The organism is Streptomyces sp. HUAS MS02 (assembly GCF_055702265.1).
The window spans coordinates 2605994-2630956 of sequence record NZ_CM146747.1 but is presented as its reverse complement, the minus strand read 5'-3'; the positions used below and the strand labels follow the sequence as shown (position 1 = coordinate 2630956).

The window sequence follows — 24963 nt, the reverse complement described above, 5'->3', positions numbered from 1 at the left end:
ATGACTCTGTAGGGAGTTGAAATCATGGCCCCGAGCGCCATGAACCGTTGGACAAGGTCTCTCTCCGACGCACAGCCGGTCCCGTTCTGGCTCGAAGACCCCGGCAAGACCCACCCCGAGCCCGCGCTCACCGGCGCCGAGACCTGCGACCTGCTGGTCGTCGGCGGCGGCTACAGCGGACTGTGGACCGCGCTGAACGCCAAGGAGCGCGACCCCGGACGGGACGTCGTCCTGCTGGAAGGCCGCGAGGTGGGCTGGGCCGCCTCCGGCCGCAACGGCGGCTTCTGCGCCGCCTCCCTCACCCACGGCCTGGCCAACGGCCTCGCCCGCTGGCCCGACGAGATCCACAAGCTGGAGGAACTGGGCGCCCGCAACCTCGACGAGATCGAGGCGGCGGTCGCCCGCCACGGCCTGGACTGCGACTTCGAACGCACCGGCGAGATCGACGTCGCCACCGAGACGTACCAGGCCTGGGAGCTGCGCGACTGGTACGACGAGATCGCCCGCAAGGGCCTCGCGGACGGCATCGAGTTCCTGGATGCCGACGCCGTGCGCGACCAGGTCGCCTCACCCACCTTCGAGGCGGGCCTGTACGACCGCCGGGGCGTGGCCATGCTGCACCCCGCCAAACTCGCCTGGGGCCTCAAGCGGGCCTGCCTGAACCTCGGCGTCCGGGTCTACGAGCACACGCCCGCGCTGAACCTGAAGGCGTACGGCGCCGGCATGGCCGTCCGCACCCCCTACGGCCAGGTCCGTACCCGGCAGGTGGCGCTCGGCACCAACATCTTCCCCAGCCTGGTCAAGCGCGTCCGCGCGTACATCGTCCCCGTCTACGACTACGCCCTGATGACCGAGCCGCTCACCGCCGACCAGCTGGCGTCGATCGGCTGGAAGAACAGACAGGGGCTCGGGGACTCGGCCAACCAGTTCCACTACTTCCGGCTCAGCGCCGACAACCGGATCCTCTGGGGCGGCTACGACGCGGTCTACCAGTACGGCGGCCGGGTGCGCGCCGAGTACGACGACCGGCCGGAGACGTACGCCAAGCTGGCCGGGCACTTCTTCGCCTGCTTCCCGCAGCTGGAGGGCGTCCGCTTCACCAACGCCTGGGGCGGCGCCATCGACACCTGCTCCCGCTTCTCCGCGTTCTACGGCACCGCCCACCAGGGCAGAGTCGCCTACGCGGCCGGCTACACGGGGCTCGGCGTGGGCGCCACCCGGTTCGGCGCGGACGTCATGCTGGACCTCCTCGCGGGGGAGCGCACGGAGCGCACCCAGCTGGAGATGGTGCGCAAGAAGCCGCTGCCGTTCCCGCCGGAGCCGTTCGCCTGGACCGGCATCGCCCTCACCAAGTGGTCGCTGGCCCGAGCCGACTCCCACGCGGGCCGCCGCAACCTGTGGCTGAAGGCCATGGACCGGCTCGGGCTGGGCTTCGACAGCTGAGGCAGCGGGCACCGCAACCCGTGGTCGAGAGGGCGTGCGGGCGCACTCGTGATCGACAGGCGTGCGCCCTGTCCGACCGCCTTACGCCATTCACCACCAAGAAATCGCCAGAACCCGCGTAATGCGCGGCCGGAACCTCTGTCTGTGCTCCTGACGCGAAACCGCGTCCGCAGGAGCTCTAGAGAGAGGAAGGTCCCTGTCATGACTGGGGCCAAGACGGCGGTCGAGTGGCTGGCATCCGTGTCACCGGATCCCGAGGCCTGCCGCTGGGAGTGGGAGCGCAACCCCCTGGGGGTCGCCCTGCTTCCGGCCGGCAGGGCCTGGGACGTGCTGATCCTGCCGGGTGAACTCGGCTATCCCACGCTCGATGTCCTCACCCGCATCATCGATCAACCCGGGCCCGTGCTCGCCGACTTCGGCGACGACCGCATGGGGTTCTTCGTACCGCCGGGCACGGCCTCCCGGTGGCTGGGCACAGGGGTGCGCAGCGCGGGCGGCGGCACCTGGATCGTGGTGCCGTACCCGGGCCGGCAGACCGGCGGCGTCCGCTGGCTGGTCCCGCCGGACGGCAGCGGCACCCTCACCGACCCGGCCCTCCTCGAACTGGCCATGCACGAGGCGGCGGCGAGTCTGGCGAGGGACGAGGACCGGTAGCCGGGGCCGACCGCCCCGCGTCGTGACGAGCGGCCGTCCCCCGGCCGCACCCGCTCTCGTCGGCCGCCCGTGCGGCCGACGCGAAGGCGGACACCGAACAGATGTCGAACGGGCGTCGAACTGAACCACGGGCGTCGCACGGAGCGCGCACGTCATCCGGGACGGCGCCGCACCCCGAACCACAGCGAGGAGAGCAGCAGCGCGCACACGCACCAGCTCGCCACCACGTCGAGCGGCCAGTGGTAGCCCTGCCGGACCAGCCCGAAGCCGACCCCGACGTTCACGACGACCGCGACGGCGACGGCCGCGCGGCGCGCGAGGGTGCCGCGCAGCCAGGGCCACAGCAGCAGGACGGCGGCGCCGTACGCGACCGAGGCGGTCGCGGTGTGGCCGGAGGGGTAGAAACCCGTGCCCGGGCCCATGATCGGCGGGCCGGACCGGGCGATGAGTTCCTTCAGCGGGACGACCCACAGGGGGACGGCGGCCATCAGGAGGGCCGCGGCGGCGGACGGCCGCCACCAGTGGTCCCGACCGGTGGCACGCGCACGCCACGCGACGAACAGGAGCACGAGGGCGAGGACCGGGACGGCGACCGTGATGTTGCCGAGGTCGGCGAGGAACTGCGTGGGGGCGCCCCGGTGGACGAGCGAGTCGCTGAGGCGTTCGTCCAGGCGGGCCAGTGGGCCGCGCGCGAGGACCTGCCAGGTGATCAGGGCGAAGAGAAGGGCCGGGGCGCCGCCGAGAAGGAGGAGAGCGGCGCTGCGGCCCGAGGGGGTGGTCGGCCGTCCTCGAACAGGGGGGGTGGTTCGAGGACGGCCGTCCGGACCGGTGTGCCGCACGCCCCGGGGGGTTTGGGGCGGGCGGCCATCCGATCGGTGAGGAGATCCGGAGCCGGAAGCTCCGAGTGTGTGCGCGAGGGCACGACCAGGGCGAAGCTGGGGAGGCCCCGACCCGGTGTCACCCACAGTCCCCTGTGGGCGGGGTGTATCTCTCATCTGCATCTGAACCTACGGCAGCGAGCGCGGCGAGGACAGGCGGAATCGCGACCCGACATGCACCTTGCACACCTTCTTCACGCCCTCTGACGCTTGTCCACGGGGACCGGAATCCGGGCTCGGATTCCGGTTCCGGGAAGCGTGGGACGTCGGGGACGGATGGGGGATTCCGTATGCGAGCGCCGTGCGGAGAACGGGCTCCCGCGCAGGTGTCCGGCCCGCTCGGACGTGTGTCAGATGCGGGCGAACGCCTGCTCGATGATGTCGAGGCCCTCGTTCAGGAGGTCGTCGCCGATGACGAGCGGCGGCAGGAAGCGCAGCACGTTGCCGTAGGTGCCACAGGTCAGGACCAGCAGCCCTTCCTGGTGGCAGGCCCTGGCGAGCGCGCCGGTCGCCTCCGGGTTCGGCTCCTTCGTCGTACGGTCCTTGACCAGCTCGATGGCGATCATGGCGCCGCGGCCGCGGATGTCACCGATGACGTCGAACTTCTCGGCCATGGCGGTCAGGCGCGCCTTCATCGTCGCCTCGATGTTCTTCGCCCGGGTGTTGAGGTCGAGCTCCTTCATCGTCTCGATCGAGCCGAGGGCGCCCGCGCAGGCGACGGGGTTGCCGCCGTAGGTGCCGCCGAGGCCGCCCGCGTGCGCCGCGTCCATGATCTCCGCGCGGCCGGTGACGGCGGCGAGCGGGAGACCGCCGGCGATGCCCTTGGCGGTGGTGATCAGGTCCGGCACGATGCCCTCGTCCTCGCACGCGAACCACTGGCCGGTGCGGCAGAAGCCGGACTGGATCTCGTCGGCCACGAAGACGATGCCGTTGTCGGAGGCGAACTTGCTGATCGCGGGCAGGAAGCCCTTGGCCGGCTCGATGAAGCCGCCCTCGCCGAGCACCGGCTCGATGATGATCGCGGCCACGTTCTCCGCGCCGACCTGCTTGGCGATCTGGTCGATCGCCTGCGCGGCGGCCTCCGGGCCGGCGTTCTCCGGGCCGGTGGGCCAGCGGTAGCCGTAGGCGACGGGCACTCGGTACACCTCGGGCGCGAACGGGCCGAAGCCGTGCTTGTACGGCATGTTCTTCGCGGTCAGCGCCATCGTGAGATTGGTGCGGCCGTGGTAGCCGTGGTCGAACACGACCACGGCCTGGCGCTTGGTGTACGACCGGGCGATCTTCACGGCGTTCTCGACGGCCTCGGCGCCGCTGTTGAACAGCGCGGACTTCTTGGCGTGGTCGCCCGGGGTGAGCTCGGCGAGGGCCTCGGCGACCGCGACGTAGCCCTCGTACGGCGTGACCATGAAACAGGTGTGCGTGAAGTCCTGGAGCTGGGCGGTCGCCCGGCGGACCACGGCCTCCGCGCTGGCGCCGACGCTCGTGACGGCGATGCCCGAGCCGAAGTCGATCAGCCGGTTGCCGTCGACGTCCTCGATGATGCCGCCGCCCGCGCGCGCGGTGAACACGGGCAGCACCGACCCCACGCCCGCCGCGACGGCGGCGACACGGCGAGCCTGCAGTTCCTGGGACTTCGGTCCGGGGATGGCGGTGACGACGCGGCGCTCCTGGGGAAGTGCGCTCATGTGGGGCTCCTGGGGTGGTACGGACGTCTTGGCTTCTTTTCTCGCAGGCTAGGGCGACGGCCGGTGGGTGGGCATGCTCCATGTGGGCGTTGTCGGGTGTTCGTCTTGTCCGGGTTGGACATGGAGGAACGGGGGCACGGGTGTGCGCCCTGCCGCGTAATACGGTGAGCACTCGGGTCCGCCCGGCCGCGTAAACGGTGAACTCCCCATGCGGGAGCGTTAGATTGGCTCGCTGATGGTGGACGGAACGGCTGGTCAGGGGGCAAGCGCGATGAACAGCGACGGGACGCGGGACGCGCGGGGCACACATGCGAATCCTGTGCCGCGTCCGGCGGGGTCGCCGGAGATGCCGGCCGCACCTCCCGTGCCACCGATGCCCGCGGGGGCGCCGGGCGCACCGGGAATGCCGGGCGTGCCGCCCCGGCCGGACGGGAACGCCTTCCTGTCCTGGCTGCGGACGCCCCGGCCCGACGCGGCCCCCGGAGTGTGGCGGTTCGGCCACCGGCCGCGGCCGGAGGAGGAGCCGGAGACCGTCCCCGCCCGGCAATTGCTGGGCGGCGCCCTGATCGCCTTCCTCGTCGGCTGGCTGATCTGGTCCCTGCTCTGGAACGGCTACCTCGGCGGCTGGTGGCTGGTGCCGCTCTATGCCATGATCCCGGACTCCTGGGCGCCGGCCCACTCCTACTCCGCCGTGGTCCTCAGCTACGTCTGGTACGCGGTCGTCGCCCTGGCGATCATGGTCGGCGTGGGACGGCTCGGCCGCTGGGGCGAGGTCTGGCGCCGTTACGGTGCCTCGCGTCTGCGGCAGCCGCGGGAACGGCAGGTCGTACCACCGCCCCAGGACGACCCCGCCCAGTGGAACCAGCTGCGGGAGGCCGGGGCCGGGGAGGCTGCCGAGCGGCTCGTGGCCGAGGCGGGCGCCGGGCTGATGCGGGACGTGGACCACGCGCGGATCATGCGGGCGTGGCAGGGCGTGCGCAGCGGCCGGCACAGCCTGGCGACGTTCACCGGCGCCGTGCTGAAGGACGGGGCGGCAGCGTGCCTGCACCCCTCCGGGGAGCGGGACCTGCCCACCCGGCTCGCCAGGCACGACCTGGTCACCGGGCAGGTCCGCCTCGGCGGCACCGTCGACGACCCGCGCAACCCGTACGCCTACCGCGGCACGGGCCTCGCCCTCGGCCCCGAACTGCTCGGCACGTCCCTGCTGGCCGTCGGGCCCGCCGGGTCGGGGAAGACCGGCAGCGTCGTCTGGCCCGTCGCCGAGTCGCTGTGTCTGCACGCGCTCGCCGGGCGGGCCGCCGTGGTGGTCGTGGGCGCGGCGGGGGCGGGGCTCGGCCCGGCCGACGCCTACGACGTCGTCGTGCGGATCGGGAACCCGGAGTCCGTGTACGACCTCGACCTCTACGGCGGGACCACCGATCCCGACGAGGCCGCCGCCGTCCTCGCGGAGGCGCTCGTCGGTGATCTCGCCGACCCGCACCCCGGCGGTGGCAGCCGGCGCTCGACCACGGTCCTCGCCCAGTTGCTCGGCCCGTTCCGGGCGGTGCACGGCCGGTTCCCGTCGGTGCCGCAGCTGCGGCAGCTGCTGGACGGCGCCCCCGGCCCGCTGGGCGAGCTGCGCGCGGCCCTCCAGGACGCGGGGCAGGAGTCGCTGCTGCGGGAGCTGGACGCGCGGGAACGCCAGCTCGGACACCCCGGGGACCTCGGGAGCGTCCTGGCGGACCGGGTCGCCCTGCTCGACCGGCCCGCCTTCGCCGCGTTCTTCGACACCTCCGGCCAGTCCCGGCCCTTCTCGCTGCGGGCCCTCGACCACCCCGTACGGGTCCGGATCGACCTCCCCGAACGCGGTCACGCCGACGCCTCGCGCATCCTGGCGCGGCTGGTGCTCGCGCAGTTCACCGCGAGCGTCGCGGTTCGGGAGGACCGGTCGCTGTTCGCCTGCCTCGTGCTGGACGACGCCACGGGCGTGGTCACGCCGGAGGCCGTACGCGGCATCCAGCGGCTGCGGTCCACCAACGCGGGGGCCGTCCTCACCCTGCGCACCCTCGACGACGTACCCCGGCCGTTGCGCGGTCCGCTCCTCGGCGCCACCGGCTGCCGGATGGCGCTGTCCGGCCTCACCCCGTGGGACGGGCAGGACTTCGCCGAAGTGTGGGGCAAGGAGTGGACGGAGGCCAGGGACGTCACCGACCGGCAGATCATCGCCGACTCCCCGGCGGGCAAGGCCTGGCACGCGCTGCGCCGCGTCATGACCGGCCACGCGCCCACCGCCCGGGCCGTGACCGTGCGGCAGGTGGAGCGGGAACGCTGGTCCGCGTCCGAACTGGCGCACGGGGTGCCGCCGGGGCACGCGGTGCTGTCCCTGACGAACGTGCGGGGCGAGCACGCGCCGCCGTTGCTGGTGGACCTGCGGGGCTGAGCGGCGCGGGCCGAGGGGTGCCGTCGGGGGCCTCGTGGGGTCGCCGGAGGGCCGTTCGTCGGGTCTTCGGGTGCGTTCGATTTGAGCCATTCGGTGTGCGGTGCGTGGGACTTGTGATCGTACGGTGAGGCAGAATCGGGACAGGCCGTTCATACGCGGCGGCCAAAAGGCATTGTCTGTCCCCCGCCCCGTCTTCCCCGCCCCGTCCTCTTTTCGCCTCCGACGTCGACCTGAAGGTCCCATGCCCCCGACGCTCGCCTCGCTCGTCCACCACTCCGCGCTCAAGCTGACCGTGCGGGCGGGCGAGGACCGCCTCGACGTGCCGGTGCGCTGGGCGCACGCCAGTGAGCTCGCCGACCCCGTGCCGTACATGGAGGGCGGGGAGCTGCTGTTGATCACCGCGCTGAAGCTGGACGTGGAGGATCCGGAGGCGATGCGGCGCTATGTCCGGAGGCTGGTGGGGGCCGGGGTGGTCGGGCTCGGGTTCGCCGTCGGGGTGCACTACGAGGACATCCCCCAGGCGCTCGTCGACGCGGCCGAGGGGGAGGGGCTGCCCCTGCTGGAAGTCCCCCGGCGTACGCCCTTCCTCGCCATCAGCAAGGCGGTGTCCGCCGCGATCGCCGCCGAGCAGTACCGGGCGGTGACGGCGGGGTTCGCCGCGCAGCGCGAACTCACCCGGCAGGCCCTGGCCGCCGGACCCGAGGGGCTGCTGGGCGCGCTCGCCGGGCAGGTCGACGGGTGGGCGGCCCTGTACGACGCCTCCGGCGCGGTCGTCGCGGTGGCGCCCGAGTGGGCGGAGCGGCGGGCCGGGCGGCTCGTCGCCGACGTCGAACGGCTGCGGGACCGGCCCGCTCCGGCCAGCGCGGTCGTCGGCGGCGAGGACCGCGTCGAACTGCACTCCCTCGGCACCGGCCGCCGGGCCCGCGCCGCCCTCGCCGTCGGCACGGCGGCGGCTCTCGGTACGGCCGAGCGGTACGCCGTGCACTCCGCGATCGCCCTCCTCACCCTCACCACGGAACGGTCCGGCTCGTTGCACGCCGCCGAGCAGCGGATCGGCGCGGCGGTGCTGCGCATGCTGCTGGCGGGGGAGTGCGACCACGCGCGCGCCGTCGCCGGGGATCTGTACGGGGGCCTCCTGGACGCCCCGTTCCGGCTGATCCTCGCGGAGGCGGCGTCGGCTTCGGCCGCGCGGGCGCGGATGGAGGGGGCGGTCGGTGCGGTGGGGACGGTGGGCGCCGTGGAGGAGGCGGTCGGGGCCGGGTCGGTGAGTTCGGCCGGGGGCGCGCGTGCCTCCGTAGGGGCGCGCGGGGTCGGGGACGGGGCTCGGTCCGGGCTCGGGGGCGCGCAGGGGGGCGTCGGGTCAGGGGGTGCGGCCGGGGGCGTGACCGCCGAAGTCGTACGGGCCCCGGCGGGCGCGGTCGGTGGCGACTCGGGTGGGGAACTGCTCGGGCAACTCGTCGAGGTGGTGGAGGGGGCCGCGGCGCGCGCCGGGGAGGCGGTGCTGGTGGTGCCCGACGGGGAGCGGCTCGTCGTGCTCGCCGTCGACGGGGGCGCGGCGGTGGCCGCGTGCGGGGAGTTCGCGGTGGCGTTGGAGACGGCTCGGGCGGCGGGGCGGGACCCGGTGTCCGTCGGCGCGCCCGGCTCCGCCGCAGTCGGTGGGGGCGCGGAGGAGGAGGAACTCGTGGTCGGGCTGTCCGCGCCGGCCGGGCCGATCGCCGCCGCGGCGGCGTACAAACAGGCCGAGCAGGCGCTGTCCGTGGCCCGGCGCCGGGGGCGTTGTCTGGTCGAGCACGAGGAGCTGGCGGCGGGGTCCGTGCTGCCGCTGCTCGGGGACGACGCCGTGCGGGCCTTCGCCGACAGCCTGCTCCGCCCGCTGCGTGAGCACGACGCGACGGGGCGGGGGGACCTGGTCGCCTCCCTGCGGGCCTGGTTGTCGCGCCATGGCCAGTGGGACGCGGCTGCCGCGGACCTGGGAGTGCACCGGCACACGCTGCGGTACCGGATGCGCCGGGTGGAGGAGATCCTCGGCCGGTCCCTGGACGACCCGGACGTGCGGATGGAGCTGTGGCTGGCGCTGAAGGCCACGGCGGCGGCCGGGGAGTAGGGCGCACTTCCGTACCCGTACCCGCCTACCCATCCCCTTCCCTGCCCGTGCGGCTGCGGGCCCGCCGGGGCCCCTCAGACGATGGCGAGCCGGTCCACCAGCAGCTCCACCCTGCGTCCGGTGTCCTCGGGCGGGAGTCGTCGCGCGCGGGTGAGGCTGGCGAGTCCGTGCAGGGCCGCCCAGAACACCTCGGTGAACAGTCCCGGGTGGACGCCGTCCCCGGCGACCTCGTCGAGGTTCTCCAGCAGGGCGGCGAAGGCGTCCTTCAGTGGTCCGGGAGTGTCCTCGTGGGCGAACGCCAGGCCGCCGTCGAGCCGGAACATGGCGTCGTAGACCGCCGGGTGGCGTTCGGCGAAGTCGAGGTAGGCGCGGGCCAGGGCGGTGACCCGGGAGCGGGCGCCCCCTGCGGCCGACGCCGAGGCCGCGGCTCGTAGCGCCGCCGCCATCTCGGTGGCCCCCTCCAGGGCGACGGCTCCGATGATCTCGCGCTTGCCGCGGAAATGGCTGTAGAGGACGGGCTGGCTGTACTCGATGCGCTCCGCGAGCCGACGGGTGGTGACCGCGTCCCAGCCCTGATCCTCGGCGAGTTCGCGGGCCGTGGCCACGATGAGGCGCTCGCGGACCGCCCGTTCGCGCTCCTTGCGTTCCTGAACCGACATGCCTCGATCCTAGCATCGCTAGACAATCGAGCGATGGAAGGTCTAGCGTTGCCTCATCAGCTAGCGGCGCTAGATTCCCGGAGGGTCATCATGCTCGACGCACTTGAGGTGTTCACCACGGTGGTCATCGGCCTGATGGTGGGGGTGGAGTTCTCCGTCGCCTTCGTCATCAACCCGATCCTCGACGGACTACCCGAGGAGAGTGCCGTGCTCGGCCGCGCCCGCGGGGGCCGGATGCTCGGCGCCGTGATGCCGGTCTGGTACGTCACGTCGCTCGTTCTTGTCGCGGTCTGGGCCGTCGCCGGATGGCAGCACCGCGGCACCGGTCTCGTGGTGACCGCCGGGGTTCTGCTGGTCGTCAGCGTGATCATGTCGCTTCTGCTGCTCGTCCCGATCAACAACCGGGGCAGGACCTGGACGCCCGAGAACCGACCCGAGGACTGGAAGGAGCAGGCGAACCGCTGGGACCGCTTCCACTACGCCCGCGTCGCCGTCATCATCGCCGCCTTCACCCTGCTGGTCGCGGCCCTCGCCTGAGCCCGCCTGCGCCCGTGGCTCACGCCCGCAGGCACGCCGCCTGTGGGTCGTAACAGACGAGCCCGTGCTCGTGGGCCAGTGAAGCGGCGTGATCAAGGACCTCTTGGGTCGCGCGATAGGACATGACCAGGTAGACGATCGGCCCCGAGGCTTCGTCGACGACCGGGGGCGACGCCCAGACGGTGTCGCCGTCGATGTCGTCCGGGTATCGCTGGAGGAGTGCCTCGACGTAGGCCGCGATGGCCGGGGTCGGGGGCGTGGTGACCTCGTCCGACTCCAGATAGCGTGCATAGAGCTCGTCGTAGACCGAGCCCGCTTGATCGTCGTCGAGTGGGCGTGCGCCGTCCCACACTGCGAGGTCGTAGCTCACGGGGGAATCCTCGCAGGCGGCGCTCCGGTCGGGTCCGACGGGCCTGATTCCGGCGGTGTCGGTGCCCCACTCGTCCAATCCGGCGCAACCCCCGGCTGTACTCATACGTGCCGGACAAACGACCCCTCGGCGACTCGGCCCTACCGTGGAGCGGAAGCCGAAGTGTCACTTATCGAAGGGCCGGGAACGACTATGACCGCCACTCACGCCTTCTGGCTCGCCGGCCGTCGGGCCACCGGTGAGACCACGCTCGATGTGACGTCGCCCTGGGACGGCCGCTCGGTCGGCAGCGTGAGTGTGCCGACGGACGAGCAGGTCGAGGAGGCCGTGGCCGCCGCGTACGCCGTGCGGGACGAGTTCGCGGCGACGCCCGCGCATGTGCGGGCCGCGGTCCTGGACCGGGTCAGCCGGAGTCTGGCCGAGCGGACCGAGGAGATCGCGCAGCTGATCTCCGCCGAGAACGGCAAGCCGATCAAGTGGGCGCGGGGCGAGGTCGGCCGGGCCGTGTCCGTGTTCCGGTTCGCGGCCGAGGAGGCCCGGCGGTTCAACAGCGGCGAGGCGCAGCGGCTCGACACCGACCTCGGCGGTCAGGGGCGGCTGGCCCTCACGCGCCGCTTCCCCAAGGGCGCCGTCCTCGGTATCGCACCCTTCAACTTCCCGCTGAACCTCTGCGCCCACAAGATCGCCCCGGCGATCGCGGCCGGTGTGCCGATCATCCTGAAGCCCGCCCCGGCCACCCCGCTCTCCGGTCTGATCATCGGAGAGCTGCTCGCCGAGGCCGAGGCCCACGCGGCGACCGCGGCAGGCGCGGGAGCCGGGACCGTGCTTCCCGTCGGCTCCTGGAGCATCCTCCCCGTCGCCAACGACCGCATGCCCGCCCTCGTCCAGGACGAGCGGCTGCCCGTGATCTCCTTCACCGGCTCCGAGAAGGTCGGCTACGCGATCATGGACTCGGTGCCGCGCAAGCACTGCACCCTGGAGCTGGGCGGCAACGGCGCGGCGGTCGTCCTGGCCGACTACGCGAGCGACGAGGACCTCGACTGGGCCGCGACCCGTATCGCGACCTTCTCGAACTACCAGGGCGGCCAGTCCTGCATCTCGGTGCAGCGGGTGATCGCGGACGCGTCCGTGTACGAGCGGCTGCTGCCGCGCATCGTCGCCGCAGTCGAGGCCCAGGTCACCGGTGACCCGTCCGACGGTGCCACCGACGTCGGACCGCTGGTCGACGAGAACGCCGCCAAGCGGGTCGAGGCATGGGTCCAGGAGGCGGTCGACGCCGGGGCCACCCTCCTCACCGGCGGTAAGCGCGACGGCGCCACGTACGCGCCGACGGTCCTGGCCGACGTGCCCGCCGACGTGACCGTCTCCTGCGAGGAGGTCTTCGGCCCCGTCCTCACCGTGCGGAAGGTGGACGGGGAGGCGGAGGCCTTCGCCGCCGTCAACGACTCCAAGTACGGCCTCCAGGCGGGCGTGTTCACCCACGACCTGCAGACCGCCTTCCGTGCCCACCGCGCGCTGGAGGTCGGCGGCGTGGTCATCGGAGACGTGCCGTCCTACCGCGCCGACCAGATGCCGTACGGCGGCGTGAAGCAGTCCGGGACCGGGCGCGAGGGCGTGAAGTTCGCGATGGACGACTACACCTACGAGCGGGTCATGGTCCTGACGGGACTCCAGCTCTGACGCCCCACTGAGATCACCCCGTCCCACCCCTAGCTTCTGACAATCGTTTTCAGGTAGCCTGGGGGCAGATCCCGGGATGAAGGGGCCCGGCACCGATGCCTTCCGGTGCCGGGCCCCTTCTGTGCGTCGGCCTGCTTCCGGACCCTCAAGCGGAGAAGCCGACGTGCGCCAGCCGCAGGGGGCCGCGCAGCTCCAGGCGGACGTCGTGCACGCCGGCGGCCGTCAGGTCGGCGCGCAGCGTGGTGTACGTGTACGGGTCGCCGGTGGGACGGTCCGTTGTCAGCGTGGCGAGGACCGGGCCGCCGATCAGGGAGAACTCGACGGTGCCCGCCCCGGACACCTCCACCTCGACGCCGGTGATCCCGGCGCCGAAGTCGCAGTCGCGGAAGAGCAGTTCACCGGCACCGCCGCCCGTCGGTGTCACCGCGTCCCCCGACTCCTTGGCGCGGTCGACGATCTCCGTGCCGCGCTGCTCGTCGAAGTCCGCCGCGTCCAGGCCGTGCGTCACGACCGCCCGCGGGGCCACGGGTTCGCCCTCGACGGTGACGGTCGTACGGAGACGGATGTCCTCGCTCGACGCGCCGGCGAGGAGTTCGTACGCGCCGGGCTCCAGATGCCAGGTGCCGTGGGCCACGTCCCAGAACTGCAGTACGGAGAGCGGGAGTCGGAAGGTCAGCTCGGACGAGGCGCCAGGCGCGAGCGTGACCCGGCGGTGCCCGACCAGCTCGCGGCGGGGGCGAGGGACCGACGGGTGCTCGGCGCGGACGTACAGCTGGGCGACCTCGTCGGCCGTCGTCGCGCCCGTGTTGGTGACGGTGAAGGAGACCGTCAGGGCGTCGTCACCCACCTGAGCGACCAGGTTTCCGTACGCGAACTCCGTGTACGACAGGCCGTGGCCGAACGGGAAGAGCGGGGTGCCCTCGAAGTAGAGGTATGTCTGCCGGGAGCCGATCACGTCGTAGTCGAGGAGGTCGGGGAGGTCGGCGTCGGTGGTGTACCAGGTCTGCGGGAGACGCCCGGCCGGGGAGACGTCGCCGGCGAGGACCCGGGCCAGGGCGGTGCCCGCGGCCTGGCCGCCGTGCGCGGTCCACAGGACGGCGGGCAGGTCGGCGGGGTCGACCGCGTACGGATAGGCCGAGACCAGGATCAGCGCGGTGCTGGGGTTGGCGGCGCGGGCCGCGCGCAGCAGGCGCTCCTGGTGGGCGGGGAGCGCGAGGCCGGTGCGGTCCTCGGTCTCGCGGCCGTTGATGTGCGGGTCGTTGCCCGCGACGACGAGGACCACGTCGGCCTCGGCGGCCGCCCTGGCCACGGCCTCCTCGCCGGACTGCACCACCACGAGTTCGAAGGTTTCCGGATTCCCGTCGGCAACCTTCACGCCGTCGGCGCCGACAGTGACGTACCGGCCTGTCCCCGCGTGCTTGAGGAGGTGACCGTTCCCGTGGGATCCCGAGGGCTCCAGGTGGAACGTCTCCTGCACGATCCAGCCGCCCGGCTGGTCCGCCGAGGCGCGCAGGTACCCGTCGTCGGCGACCGAGAGGTAACGGCCGTCGGGGGCGCGGAAGGTGAGGACGCCGCCGCCCCAGTCGACGAGGGCCAGTTCGGTGCCGTCCGGGTCCGTGGTGAGCGGGGGCAGATCGGTGCGGCCGGCCAGCAGCGCCGGGTCGAGGGCGCCCTCCGCGCCGCGCACCTCGTGGGCGGCCCCGGCGGCCTCGGGCACGGACACGCACGCGCCGGTGGACAGCGCCCTCAGACGTACGCGGTCCACGCCCTCCGCGAACGTCACCCGCTCGGCGCCGAAGCGGTCGTAGAGGCCTTCGAGCGGGGTGGAGCGGTGGAGGAGGCTGCCGCTGTACCAGTCGAGTTTGCACTCGTCGGCGAGCAGCCCGACGACGGCGATCCGGGTGTCGGCCGCGAGCGGCAGCAGCTCTCCCTCGTTCTTCAGCAGCACGATCGCCTGCTCGGCGGCCTCCCGGGCGAGGGTGCGGTGGGCCGGGGTGTCGAAGTCCGTGACGGCGGCGTACGGGTCGGCGTCGGTGTCGAACTCGCCGAGGCGGAAGCGCACCGAGAGCTGGCGGCGGACCGCCCGGTCGATGTCCTCCTCCGTCAGCAGGCCCTTGTCCAGGGCGCCCCGGATGCGGCCGGTCATCGTCGAACTCTCCGTGCCGTGGTCGGTGAAGCTGTCGACCCCGGCGCGCAGCGAGGCGGCGGTCGCCTCCTCGTGGGTGGCGTAGTAGTGCTCGGAGTCGACGAGGTTCGACGGCGCGCCCGCGTCCGAGCAGACCAGCAGGTGCTCGTCGGTCCAGCGGCGCAGGTGCTCGGCCAGGTGGGGCGAGACATGGTTGGGGCGGCCGTTGACCAGGTTGTACGCGGGCATCACCCCGGCCACGGCGCCCGCCTCCACGGTCTCGCGGAAAGCGCGCAGGTCGTACTCGTGCAGGACCCGGGGGCGGACCGAGGAGGAGGTGGTGGAGCGGTCGGTCTCGTTGTTGTGCGCCAGCCAGTGCTTGAGCACGGGAGCCGTACGCCAGTAGGTGGGGTGCTCGCCGCGCAGGCCGCGGGTGTACGCGGTGGCGATCGCCGAGGTCAGCCTGGGGTCCTCGGAGTAGCCCTCCTCGTTGCGGCCCCACAGCGGGTGGCGCAGCAGGTTGACCGTGGGGGACCAGACGTTGAGGCCGACGCGGTCGTCGCGGGCGCGCATCGCGCGGACCTCGGTGGAGACGGCCTCGCCGACGCGGCGGACGAGGTCCTCGTTCCAGGTCGCGCCAAGGCCGACGGCCTGCGGGAACACCGTCGCGGGGCCCATCCAGGCCACGCCGTGCAGGGCCTCCTGGCCGGTGCGGAAGGCGGCCACCCCCAGACGGTCGACGGCGGGGGCGAACTGGTGCAGGAAGGCGACCCGCTCGTCCAGGGTGAGCCGCTGGAGCAGATCGTCGATGCGCTTCGCGAGCGGCAGCTGCGGATCGCGGAAAGGCGGCGTGGGCGTCGTCTGTGCGGTCACGTTGGGGTTCCCTTTGCGATGGAGCGACAGGGCGCTTTCGAAGCGCTTCGATGCTCATTCGACCGTAGGGCGGGTGTCAAGAGACCAAGGCGCAACAGATCCGTTTCCGCCCCGACATACAGGCCGGGACAGCGAAGGCCGGAGGGGGGTGCTCCGGTCGGCCACACCGCCGAGGAATCTGGGAATCGACCCTTGTGCACCCCCGGTCGTTCACTTAACCTCGCAGCAACATCGAAGCGCTTCGACTGTGGAGGGCAACGCTTCGTCGCGTGCTCACCTCCCTCCGCCGCTCGAGGGTTCACCGCTTCAGCACAGCCAGTTCCTCACAGACACCGCAGCCGACGGCCACCGCCGGGTGTCCTGGTGTGCGCCATGAAGGGTTGACGCAATGACGCCGAACTCCGCCACCCCCGCCCCGAGCCGGAGAAGCTTCCTCGCTTCCACGGCGGTCGCCACCGCAGCGGTTGCCGGGGGGCTGCCGCTGCTGTCCGCCTGCGGCGGCTCGGACAGCGGCTCGCGCGAGGGCACCACGTCGGGCAAGGACGCCAAGAAGATCCTCCCGGCGTACGTGGCGAGCGACGTGGTGAAGCCGGACATCCCGGCGAAGAACGGCTCGTCGATGGGCTTCACCGCCAAGCTCGACAGCGCCGACCTCAGGACGTCGGTCACCAAGAAGCTCGGCAAGGGCGGCAGGGTCACCATCATGTCGCCGTTCTGGGGCTCGCCGCCCAAGCAGGACAACGCCTACTACACGTCGATGAACGACCTGATCGGCGTCGACGTCCAGTGGCGCAACCAGGACGGCGGCACCTACGACCAGAAGCTCGGCGCTGTCCTCGCCTCCAGCGACGTCCCGGACGTGGTCGTCATCCCCGGCTGGAACATGATGGGCAAGATACCCAGCGCCATCATCAGCAAGTTCGCCGACCTGGGCCCGTACCTGTCCGGGGACAGGGTCAAGGAGTATCCCAACCTCGCGGCGATCCCCAGTGACGCCTGGCAGCGCTCCATCTTCGGCGGCAAGCTGATGGGCCTGCCGATGCCCGCCGGGTACGTCGGGAACATCGTGCCGCTCTACCGCCAGGACATCTTCGACAAGGAGGGCTACGAAATCCCGCGGTCCGCCGACGAGTTCATGGCCCTGTGCAAGGACATCACCAACCCCAGGGCCAAGCGGTGGGCCTGCGGTGACATGAAGTGGACCGCGTTCAGCAACTTCGGCGTGCTCGGGGGCGGTGAGAAGCCGCTCTGGTGGAACCTGGTCGACGGCAAGCTGATCAACCGTATCGAGACCCCGGAGTACCTCGAAGCCATCGAGTGGACGCGGAAGCTGTTCGCCGCCGGAGTCGTCCACCCCAACTTCAAGCTGGGCAAGAGCCAGATCGGCGACCCGGCCCCCAAGTTCGCCGCCGGCGAGTTCCTGATCTGGAACACCGACATGTCCGGCTGGTACGGGCACCAGGCCTCCTTCTCGACCCAGAACCCCGACGTCAAGGTCTGGGGCATGGACATCTGGGGCCACGACGGCGGTGACCCGACGCTGTACGCCACGATGCCGGCCAACATCTTCGCCTTCGTCAACAAGAAGGTCTCCGAGTCCGTCATCCGCGACGTGCTGGCGGTCGCCAACGTCACCGCGGCGCCGTACGGCACCAAGGAGTGGATGATGACCAACTACGGCGTCGAGGGCACCCACTACACGCTCAAGGACGGCGTCCCCGTCAAGAACGACAAGGGCAACAACGAGGTCATCAACGCCTACGTCATGGTGGCGAGCCCTGCCCCGACCATCGCGCACCCCGACCTCCCGGACTACACCAGAGCCCAGGTCGAATGGCAGCAGCGGATGGGCGCCTTCACCAAGAAGTCGTCCTTCTGGGGCCTGCAGATCACCGAGCCCTCCCGCTACACCAACCTCGCCAACGACTTCGAGCAGCTCGAGGACGACATCATCCGCGGGCACAAGAAGATCAGCGACATGCAGCAGGCCGTGTCCGACTGGAAGAGCAAGGGCGGCGACAAGCTGCGTGACTGGTACAGGAAGCTCCTCGACGAGAACGGTTCGGCGGCGAGCTGACCGGGCTCTGAGGCAAGGAGAACGGCTGTGTCCCACAGCACGGTGCCTCGCAGCGAGACCGAGGCCAGCACGCCGGTGAAGACCCGGGCGACAACCGACGGCACCACCGGCTCCCCCCAGCAACGCCCCCCGGAGAAGCTGAGCCTGCGGCTCAGGTTCCGACGCGACCGGGTCCTGCTCCTGATGACGTTGCCGGCCGTCGTGCTGGTCCTGGTCTTCAACTACCTGCCGGTGCTCGGCAATGCGGTCGCCTTCCAGGACTACGACCCCTACATCAGCGACAACGGCATCGTGTCCATGCTGAACAGTCCCTTCGTGGGCCTGGAGAACTTCCAGCGGATCTTCGAGGACTCGGCCTTCTGGAACGCCGTCGAGAACACGCTGGTGCTGTTCTTCGTCCAGCTGGTGCTGTTCTTCCCGATCCCGATCCTGCTCGCGCTGCTCATCAACAGCGTGATCCGGCCCCGGGTGCGAGCCGTCGCCCAGGCCGTGCTCTACCTGCCGCACTTCTTCTCCTGGGTCCTCGTCATCGCCGTCTTCCAGCAGATGTTCGGCGGCGCGGGGATGCTGTCCCAGTTGCTGCGGCAGAACGGCTACGACGGCCTCGACATCATGACCAACCCGGACACCTTCCCCTTCCTGATCACCGCGCAGAGCGTGTGGAAGGACGCCGGGTGGGGGATCATCGTCTTCCTCGCCGCGCTGGCCTCGGTGCCCACGGACCACTACGAGGCCGCCGCGATGGACGGCGCCGGTCGATGGCGCCGGATGTGGCACGTCACGCTTCCCGCCCTGCGTCCGGTGATCGCCCTGCTGCTCGTCCTGCGCGTCGGCGACGCCCTGACCGTCGGGTTCGAACAGATCCTGCTGCAACGCGACGGCGTCGGACCGGGCGCGGGGGAGGTCCTCGACACCTTCGTGTGGTGGAACGGCGTACGCAACCAGGACTTCGGTTACGCGGCCGCCGCCGGCCTCGTCAAGGGCGTGGTCAGCATCGGCCTGGTGCTCGCCGCCAACAAGGTGGCCCATCTCATGGGCGAGCAGGGGGTGTACAAGAAATGACGTCCGTGATGGCGCGGCCGCGCCAGGACACCGAGCCGGACCGCCGGGAGAGGGCGCCCCGCTGGTGGCAGGCCCCGCCCCGACCCGCCTGGGAGGAGGCGCCCTCGAAGGCCGGCCTCGCGGGCAAGGGGATCGCCCTGTCGTTCGCCTGTCTGGCGGTCCTCTTCCCGCTGTGGATCGTGGTCGTCACCAGTCTGTCGTCGCGGAAGACCATCGACGAGGCGGGCGGCCTGGTGGTCGTGCCCAAGGGCATCACCTTCATCGCCTACGAGGAACTGCTCAGCGGCGGCCAGGTCACCCGCGCCGCGGTCATCAGCATCCTCATCACCCTGGTCGGCACGGTGTTCTCCATGGCGGTGTCCGTCCTGTGCGCCTACGGCCTGTCGCGCAGCGGATCCTTCGGACACCGCTGGATCCTGATGACGCTGCTGGCGACGATGTTCTTCAGCGCGGGGCTCATCCCCACCTACCTGCTGGTGCAGTCCCTCGGACTGATGGACACCTATCTCGCGCTGATCCTGCCGAGCGCGGTGAGCATCTTCAACATCCTGGTGCTGCGCGGCTTCTTCATGGGGATATCGCAGGAACTCATCGACAGCGCGCGCATCGACGGCGCGGGTGACCTCCGGATCCTCTGGCAGATCGTCATGCCGCTGTCCCGGGCGGTCCTCGCCGTGATCACGCTGTTCTACGCGGTCGGGTACTGGAGCGCGTGGTTCAACGCGTCGATCTACCTGAACGACCAGGACATGATGCCGTTGCAGAACGTCATGATCCAGCTCGTGCAGAAGCAGGAGGCCCCGGTCGGTCTGAGCCAGGCGATCAGGACCGGTCAGCTGTCGGGGCTGGCCGTCCAGATGGCGGTCATGGTGATGGCCCTGCTGCCGGTCGCGGTGCTCTCGCCCTTCGTCCAGAAGCACTTCAAGAAGGGCATGCTGACCGGCGCGGTCAAGGGCTGACCGGGGCGCCTCTTAGCTCCGGGGTTCGGGTGCGTGGGCGGCTGCGGGTTCGTGGGGCTTCTCGCGCAGTTCCCCGCGCCCCTGGGCGCATGGGGCTCGCCCGGAGTTGTTAGGGGCGCGGGGAACTGCGCGACCAGCCACGAACCACCTGTACTCGCCAACGAGCCGAACCCTCCGAGCTCTTGGGCGATCCACCCGTTCACTCCCGTACAAGACGAGGTATGTCATGCGCACCCCCCACCCAACCCGCCGCACCGTACTCGCCGGCACCGCAGCCACCGCGGCCCTCACCACCCTCCCCGCACTGACAACCCAGGCCCACGCCACCGAGGTCCGAAGCCGCCCGACCGCCGGAGGCTACCGGTGGCGCAACGCCGTGATCGGCGGCACCGGCTTCGTCACCGGCGTCCTCTTCCACCCGGCGAGACGCGGTCTCGCCTACGCCCGCACCGACATCGGCGGCGCCTACCGCTGGGACGACCACAAGGCCCGCTGGACCCCGCTGACCGACCACCTCGGCTGGGACGACTGGAACCTCCTCGGCGTGGAGGCCATCGCCCTCGACCCCGCCCACCCGGACCGCGTCTACCTCGCCCTCGGTACCTACACCCAGCCCTGGGCCGGCAACGGCGCGATCCTGCGCTCCGACGACCGCGGCGCCACCTGGACCCGCAGCGACCTGACCGTGAAGCTCGGCGCCAACGAGGACGGCCGGGGCGCGGGCGAGCGGCTCCTCGTCGACCCGCGCGACAGTGACACCCTGTGGCTGGGCACCCGGCACGACGGTCTGCTCAGGTCGACGGACCGGGGCGCCACCTGGGCGCCCGCGACCGGCTTCCCCGCGACCCCGAGCGCCTCCGGCCAGGGCGTCACCCTGCTCGTGGCCGCCGGCCGCACCGTGTACGCCGGCTGGGGAGACGCCGACGGCACCTCCGCGACGGCGAACCTCTACCGCACAGGGGACGGCACCACCTGGGAAGCCGTCCCCGGCAGCCCGACCGGCGCCGCCGCCAAGGTCCCGATCCGCGCCGCCTACGACCGGCACACCCGCGAGCTGTACCTGACGTACGCGAACGCCCCCGGCCCCAACGGCCAGTCGGACGGCAGTGTGCACAAGCTCCGTACCACCACCGGCACATGGACCGAGGTGACCCCCGTGCAGCCGGGCGGCACCACGACCGACGGCGGCACCGACGCCTTCGGCTACGGCGGGGTGGCCGTCGACGCCCGCCGCCCGGGCACGGTGGTCGTGTCCACCAACAACCGCTGGGCGGAGATCGACACCCTGTTCCGGTCCACGAACGGCGGCCGCACCTGGACCTCCCTCAAGGACTCCGCCGTCCTCGACGTGTCCGAGACCCCCTATCTCAAGTGGGGCGCCGACAAGCCGAAGTTCGGCTGGTGGATCCAGGCGCTCGCCCTCGACCCCTACGATTCCAAGCACCTTGTCTACGGCACCGGCGCGACCCTCTACGGCACCCGGGACCTGAAGAACTGGGCCCCGCAGATCAGGGGCCTGGAGGAGGCGTCGGTACGCCAGCTGATCTCGCCCCCGACCGGGCAGGCGCACCTGATCAGCGGCAGCGGGGACATCGGCACGATGTACCACGAGCGGCTCACCGCCTCCCCGTCGCGCGGCATGGCGTCGAACCCCGTGTTCGGATCGGCGACCGGACTCGCGCAGGCCGCGAAGAAGCCGTCGTACGTGGTCCGCACCGGCTGGGGCGACCACGGCAACGGCGCCCGCTCGAACGACGGCGGCCGGACCTGGGAGCCCTTCGGGGCCCAGCCCGACATCGCGAAGGACGCTCCGGGACCGATCGCCGTGAGCGCCGACGCCGGCGTGCTGCTGTGGTCCTTCGTGCACTGGGACGGCACGAAGTACGCGGCCCACCGCTCCACCGACAGCGGCGCGACCTGGGCCGAGGTCCCCACCTTCCCCAAGGGCGCCACGCCGGTCGCCGACCCGGTCGACCCGGCGCGCTTCTACGCCTACGACACCGACACGGGAACGCTGTACGCGAGCACGGACAGCGGTGCCTCCTTCTCGGCCCGGGCCACCGGACTGCCCGCGGGGGACAGCCAGTTCAAGCTGGTCGCGGCCCCCGGACGCGCCGGTGACCTGTGGCTGAGCGCGAAGACGAACGGGCTGTACCGGTCCACCGACGAGGGGGCTGCCTTCTCGAAGGTCGACAGCTGCCGGGCCTCGTACACCCTCGGCTTCGGCAAGGCGGCCCCGGGCGCCGACTACCCGGCGATCTACCAGGTCGGCTCGACGGAGACCCGCACCGCCGTCCACCGCTCCGACGACGCCGCCAAGACCTGGACCCGTATCAACGACGACGCGCACCAGTGGGGCTGGACCGGTGAGGTCATCGTCGGCGACCCGCGCGTGTACGGCCGTGTGTACCTGGCCACCAACGGGCGCGGCATCCAGTACGGGGAGCCGGTCTGATGCCGGGGCCGACGGGGCCGACGGGGCTGACGGGACCGTCCCTGGCCGACGCCACCCGGGGCCGCATCCTCTTCGGCGGCGACTACAACCCCGAGCAGTGGCCCGAGGAGGTGTGGCAGGAGGACCTACGCCTGATGCGGGAGGCGGGCGTCAATTCCGTCACGCTCGGTGTCTTCTCCTGGGCGAAGCTCGAACCCCGGCCCGGGGCACGGGAGTTCGACTGGCTGGACCGGCTGATGGACCTGATGCGCGCGAGCGGGATCGGTGTCGTCCTCGCCACCCCCACCTCCTCCCCGCCGCCGTGGATGGGGCGCCTGCACCCCGAGACCCTCCCGCGCGACGAGGACGGACGGATCGAGTGGTGGGGCTCCCGCCAGCACTTCTCCCACTCCAGCGACGTCTACCGGCGTCATGCCGCCGCCATCACCGAGGATCTCGCCGCCCGCTACGCCGACCACCCGGCCCTCACGATGTGGCACATCAACAACGAGTACTGCACCTACGACTGGGGCGACGAGGCGGCGCGCACCTTCCGGACGTGGCTCCGGCGGAAGTACGGCACACTCGAAGCGCTGGGCGACGCCTGGGGCACCGCCTTCTGGAGCCAGGGCTACGACGGCTGGCACGAGATCCTCCCACCGCGCCGGGCCCACTACCTGCGCAACCCCACCCATGTGCTCGACTTCAAACGCTTCACGAGCGACATGCTCCTGGAGTGCTACGTCATGGAGCGCGACATCGTCCGCCGGCACACCCCCCATCTGCCGGTCACCACCAACTTCATGCCGATGTGGGTGGGGCAGGACGCCTGGCGGTGGGCCGAGGAGGAGGACGTCGTCTCGGTCGACCTCTACCCGGATCCGCGTGATCCGCTCGGCGCGCAGAGCGGCGCCCTGGTCCAGGACATGACCCGCTCCCAGGCGGGCGGCGGCCCCTGGATGCTGATGGAACAGGCCGCAGGGCCCGTCAACTGGCGCGGCGTCAACCACCCGAAACCCCGGGGGCTCAACCGTCTGTGGTCCTTCCAGGCCGTGGCCCGGGGCGCGGACGCCGTCTGCTACTTCCAGTGGCGGCAGTCCCGGCAGGGCGCCGAGAAGTTCCACTCGGGCATGGTCGGTCACGCGGGCGAGCAGGGGCGGACCTACCAGGAGGTGAAGCAGCTCGGACAGGAACTCGCGGCCATCGGGGGCGAGGTGACAGGCCGGCCCATCCAGGCGGACATCGCCGTGCTGTTCGACTGGAACTCCTGGTGGGCCGGTGCCCAGGACGGCCGGCTGTCGTCCGAGGTCGATCTCCCGCAGGTCGTACGCGCCTGGCACCGCGCGCTCTGGGAGGCCAACCTCACCACGGCCTTCGCCCACCCCGAGCACGACCTCTCCGCCCACCGGCTCGTCGTCGTACCGCAGCTCTACCTGCTCACGGACGCCGCCGTGGACAACCTCCTCGTGTACGTACGGGGCGGCGGCACCCTCGTCAGTGGCTTCCTGACCGGTGTCGCCGACGAGGACGACCGGGTGCGCCCCGGCGGCATGGACGCCCGGCTCCGCGACCTCTTCGGTATCCGAACCCTGCACGAGTGGTGGCCGCTGGACCCGGGGGAGGAGATCGAGTGCGACGGAGCCCGGGGCGTCTTCCGGGGAACGCTGTGGTCCGAGGAGATCGAGCCGGCGGACGCGGACGAGGTCGTCCCCTACAAGGGCGGCGAACTCGACGGCCTCCCGGCGGTGCTGCGGAAGGGACGCGCCTGGTACGTCTCCACGCTGCCCGAACCGGCCGAACTGCGTGCCCTGTTGGAGCGGATCGCCGCCGACGCCGGGGTACGGCCGGTGCTGGACGGACTGCCCGGCGGGGTCGAGGCGGTGCGGCGCGGCGACCTGCTGTTCGTGCTCAACCACGGCCGCGACGAGGTCACCGTCGACGTGCCCGGTACCCATCGCGACCTGCTGACGGGGGCGACCGTCACCGGCTCGCTCTCGCTCGGCCGGCACGGCGTGGCGGTGCTGAAGCCGTGACCGTGACCATGCCCATGACTTCCCCCGGCGCCGCGGCAGGTCGGACGTCCGCAGTGATCGGCCCCGGCGCCGGAGAAGACCGCGATCTCCCCACGAGTCCGCGGTAGCTCCCCACCCGCACATCCCCCCACCCATGGAAGGAACCGACACCCATGGCACTACGCACCCGCACCCGCACCCTGGGCCGGATCGGCAAAGCCCTGCTCGCCCCCGCGCTCGCGCTCGGCGCCACGCTCGGCCTCGCCTCCGCCCCCGCCTCGGCCGCCGTCTGGAACTCGTGCGACCAGTGGGGCAACACCAGCCTCAACGGCTACACGCTCTACAACAACATCTGGGGCTCCGGCGCCGGCAGCCAGTGCATCTGGGCCAACTCCGGTACCAACTGGGGAGTCTGGGCCAACCACCCCAACACCGGCGGCATCAAGTCGTACCCCAACTCCAAGAAGGTGATCAACAAGACGATCACCTCGCTCGGCTCGCTCAACAGCAGCTACAACGTCACGGTCCCGTCGTCGGGCGCGTACAACACCTCGTACGACATCTGGGACACGGACCACGACTACGAGATCATGCTCTGGGTCAACTACAACGGAGCCGTCGGTCCGCTCGGCACCGCGCAGGGCAACGTCACGCTCGGCGGCCACACCTGGAGCGTCTACAAGGGCAGCAACGGGGCCAACGAGGTCTTCTCCTTCCTGCGCACCTCGGACTCGAACTCCGGCACGGTCCAGATCCTCCCCATCCTCAAGTGGATCAAGGACACCAAGGGCTGGATGGGCAACGAGACCATCGGAGACGTGCAGTTCGGCTTCGAAGTGACCTCGTCCTCCGGCGGTCTGGACTTCGTCACCAACAACCTGACGGTCAGCAGCAGTTGATGTGCGGACATCGTCGGCGAACGGGTCGTGGCTAGGCCCGCGTACGAGTCCGAGCCGGTGCCGCGCCCCCACGCGGTGCCGGCTCGGGTCGTC

17 protein-coding genes are annotated in these 24963 nt (G+C 71.5%); 12 read left to right on the top strand and 5 right to left on the bottom strand.

Annotation, left to right across the window (positions count from 1 at the left end; all coding sequences use genetic code 11):
- Positions 1–24: 24 nt before the first annotated feature.
- Together ACZ9QC_RS11035 and ACZ9QC_RS11030 are read left to right on the top strand one after the other, a co-directional pair.
- Positions 25–1443 carry an NAD(P)/FAD-dependent oxidoreductase gene (locus tag ACZ9QC_RS11035; RefSeq protein ID WP_472920005.1) on the top strand — a complete coding sequence of 473 codons (1419 nt, stop codon included), beginning with the start codon at positions 25–27 and terminating at the stop codon, positions 1441–1443.
- A gap of 201 nt (positions 1444–1644) precedes the next feature.
- Complete coding sequence (locus ACZ9QC_RS11030) at positions 1645–2097, top strand: hypothetical protein (protein ID WP_472920004.1); 453 nt, start codon at positions 1645–1647, stop codon at positions 2095–2097.
- A gap of 152 nt (positions 2098–2249) precedes the next feature.
- Here ACZ9QC_RS11030 and ACZ9QC_RS11025 read toward each other — a convergent pair whose 3' ends face one another.
- Positions 2250–2936 carry a phosphatase PAP2 family protein gene (locus ACZ9QC_RS11025; RefSeq protein ID WP_472920003.1) on the bottom strand — a complete coding sequence of 229 codons (687 nt, stop codon included), beginning with the start codon at positions 2934–2936 and terminating at the stop codon, positions 2250–2252.
- Between the two features lie 389 nt (positions 2937–3325).
- A complete protein-coding gene (gabT, locus tag ACZ9QC_RS11020; RefSeq protein ID WP_472920002.1) occupies positions 3326–4660 on the bottom strand; it encodes a 4-aminobutyrate--2-oxoglutarate transaminase in 1335 nt (444 codons plus the stop codon).
- A gap of 271 nt (positions 4661–4931) precedes the next feature.
- On the opposite strand from gabT, the gene ACZ9QC_RS11015 reads away from it, so the two are divergent.
- Positions 4932–7079: an ATP-binding protein gene (locus tag ACZ9QC_RS11015; RefSeq protein ID WP_472920001.1), complete on the top strand. Its 2148-nt coding sequence runs from the start codon at positions 4932–4934 to the stop codon at positions 7077–7079.
- A 241-nt stretch (positions 7080–7320) separates the two neighbouring features.
- Positions 7321–9183: a PucR family transcriptional regulator gene (locus ACZ9QC_RS11010; protein WP_472920000.1), complete on the top strand. Its 1863-nt coding sequence runs from the start codon at positions 7321–7323 to the stop codon at positions 9181–9183.
- Positions 9184–9257: 74 nt separating this feature from the next.
- Here ACZ9QC_RS11010 and ACZ9QC_RS11005 read toward each other — a convergent pair whose 3' ends face one another.
- Positions 9258–9842, bottom strand: a complete 585-nt coding sequence (locus ACZ9QC_RS11005) for a TetR/AcrR family transcriptional regulator (RefSeq protein WP_472919999.1) — start codon at positions 9840–9842, stop codon at positions 9258–9260.
- A 90-nt stretch (positions 9843–9932) separates the two neighbouring features.
- Here ACZ9QC_RS11005 and ACZ9QC_RS11000 point away from each other — a divergent pair, with 90 nt between their 5' ends.
- Positions 9933–10379: an anthrone oxygenase family protein gene (locus ACZ9QC_RS11000; protein WP_472919998.1), complete on the top strand. Its 447-nt coding sequence runs from the start codon at positions 9933–9935 to the stop codon at positions 10377–10379.
- Positions 10380–10398: 19 nt separating this feature from the next.
- Here the strand turns inward: ACZ9QC_RS11000 and ACZ9QC_RS10995 are convergent, their stop codons facing one another.
- Entirely contained in the window at positions 10399–10749 is a 351-nt protein-coding gene (locus tag ACZ9QC_RS10995; RefSeq protein ID WP_472919997.1) for a hypothetical protein, read from the bottom strand.
- 192 nt (positions 10750–10941) lie between these two features.
- Between ACZ9QC_RS10995 and ACZ9QC_RS10990 the strand changes: the two genes are divergently transcribed.
- A complete protein-coding gene (locus ACZ9QC_RS10990; protein WP_472919996.1) occupies positions 10942–12429 on the top strand; it encodes an aldehyde dehydrogenase family protein in 1488 nt (495 codons plus the stop codon).
- A gap of 145 nt (positions 12430–12574) precedes the next feature.
- Here ACZ9QC_RS10990 and ACZ9QC_RS10985 read toward each other — a convergent pair whose 3' ends face one another.
- Complete coding sequence (locus ACZ9QC_RS10985) at positions 12575–15427, bottom strand: glycoside hydrolase family 3 C-terminal domain-containing protein (RefSeq protein WP_472919995.1); 2853 nt, start codon at positions 15425–15427, stop codon at positions 12575–12577.
- A 388-nt stretch (positions 15428–15815) separates the two neighbouring features.
- On the opposite strand from ACZ9QC_RS10985, the gene ACZ9QC_RS10980 reads away from it, so the two are divergent.
- The 6 genes from ACZ9QC_RS10980 to ACZ9QC_RS10955 all read left to right on the top strand — a co-directional run bounded on the left by ACZ9QC_RS10980 (position 15816) and on the right by ACZ9QC_RS10955 (position 24870).
- Entirely contained in the window at positions 15816–17504 is a 1689-nt protein-coding gene (locus ACZ9QC_RS10980; RefSeq protein WP_472919994.1) for an extracellular solute-binding protein, read from the top strand.
- Positions 17505–17531: 27 nt separating this feature from the next.
- Positions 17532–18566: an ABC transporter permease gene (locus ACZ9QC_RS10975; protein WP_472919993.1), complete on the top strand. Its 1035-nt coding sequence runs from the start codon at positions 17532–17534 to the stop codon at positions 18564–18566.
- Positions 18563–19525 carry a carbohydrate ABC transporter permease gene (locus ACZ9QC_RS10970; RefSeq protein ID WP_472919992.1) on the top strand — a complete coding sequence of 321 codons (963 nt, stop codon included), beginning with the start codon at positions 18563–18565 and terminating at the stop codon, positions 19523–19525. Before ACZ9QC_RS10975 ends, ACZ9QC_RS10970 begins: the two co-directional genes overlap by 4 nt.
- A 226-nt stretch (positions 19526–19751) precedes the next feature.
- On the top strand, positions 19752–21980 hold the full coding sequence (locus tag ACZ9QC_RS10965) for a 1,4-beta-glucanase (RefSeq protein ID WP_472919991.1): 2229 nt from the start codon (positions 19752–19754) through the stop codon (positions 21978–21980).
- Entirely contained in the window at positions 21980–23992 is a 2013-nt protein-coding gene (locus ACZ9QC_RS10960) for a beta-galactosidase (protein ID WP_472919990.1), read from the top strand. Before ACZ9QC_RS10965 ends, ACZ9QC_RS10960 begins: the two co-directional genes overlap by 1 nt.
- A gap of 152 nt (positions 23993–24144) precedes the next feature.
- Positions 24145–24870 carry a glycoside hydrolase family 12 protein gene (locus tag ACZ9QC_RS10955; protein ID WP_472919989.1) on the top strand — a complete coding sequence of 242 codons (726 nt, stop codon included), beginning with the start codon at positions 24145–24147 and terminating at the stop codon, positions 24868–24870.
- The last annotated feature ends 93 nt before the right edge of the window (positions 24871–24963 follow it).

Excerpts from the sequence above, each read along its gene's own strand:
- ACZ9QC_RS11035 (WP_472920005.1), top strand. The coding sequence starts at position 25 with ATGGCCCCGAGCGCCATGAACCGTTGGACAAGGTCTCTCTCCGACGCA.
- ACZ9QC_RS11030 (WP_472920004.1), top strand. The coding sequence starts at position 1,645 with ATGACTGGGGCCAAGACGGCGGTCGAGTGGCTGGCATCCGTGTCACCG.
- gabT (WP_472920002.1), bottom strand. The coding sequence starts at position 4,660 with ATGAGCGCACTTCCCCAGGAGCGCCGCGTCGTCACCGCCATCCCCGGA.
- ACZ9QC_RS11015 (WP_472920001.1), top strand. The coding sequence starts at position 4,932 with ATGAACAGCGACGGGACGCGGGACGCGCGGGGCACACATGCGAATCCT.
- ACZ9QC_RS11010 (WP_472920000.1), top strand. The coding sequence starts at position 7,321 with ATGCCCCCGACGCTCGCCTCGCTCGTCCACCACTCCGCGCTCAAGCTG.
- ACZ9QC_RS11005 (WP_472919999.1), bottom strand. The coding sequence starts at position 9,842 with ATGTCGGTTCAGGAACGCAAGGAGCGCGAACGGGCGGTCCGCGAGCGC.
- ACZ9QC_RS11000 (WP_472919998.1), top strand. The coding sequence starts at position 9,933 with ATGCTCGACGCACTTGAGGTGTTCACCACGGTGGTCATCGGCCTGATG.
- ACZ9QC_RS10990 (WP_472919996.1), top strand. The coding sequence starts at position 10,942 with ATGACCGCCACTCACGCCTTCTGGCTCGCCGGCCGTCGGGCCACCGGT.
- ACZ9QC_RS10980 (WP_472919994.1), top strand. The coding sequence starts at position 15,816 with ATGACGCCGAACTCCGCCACCCCCGCCCCGAGCCGGAGAAGCTTCCTC.
- ACZ9QC_RS10970 (WP_472919992.1), top strand. The coding sequence starts at position 18,563 with ATGACGTCCGTGATGGCGCGGCCGCGCCAGGACACCGAGCCGGACCGC.
- ACZ9QC_RS10965 (WP_472919991.1), top strand. The coding sequence starts at position 19,752 with ATGCGCACCCCCCACCCAACCCGCCGCACCGTACTCGCCGGCACCGCA.
- ACZ9QC_RS10960 (WP_472919990.1), top strand. The coding sequence starts at position 21,980 with ATGCCGGGGCCGACGGGGCCGACGGGGCTGACGGGACCGTCCCTGGCC.
- ACZ9QC_RS10955 (WP_472919989.1), top strand. The coding sequence starts at position 24,145 with ATGGCACTACGCACCCGCACCCGCACCCTGGGCCGGATCGGCAAAGCC.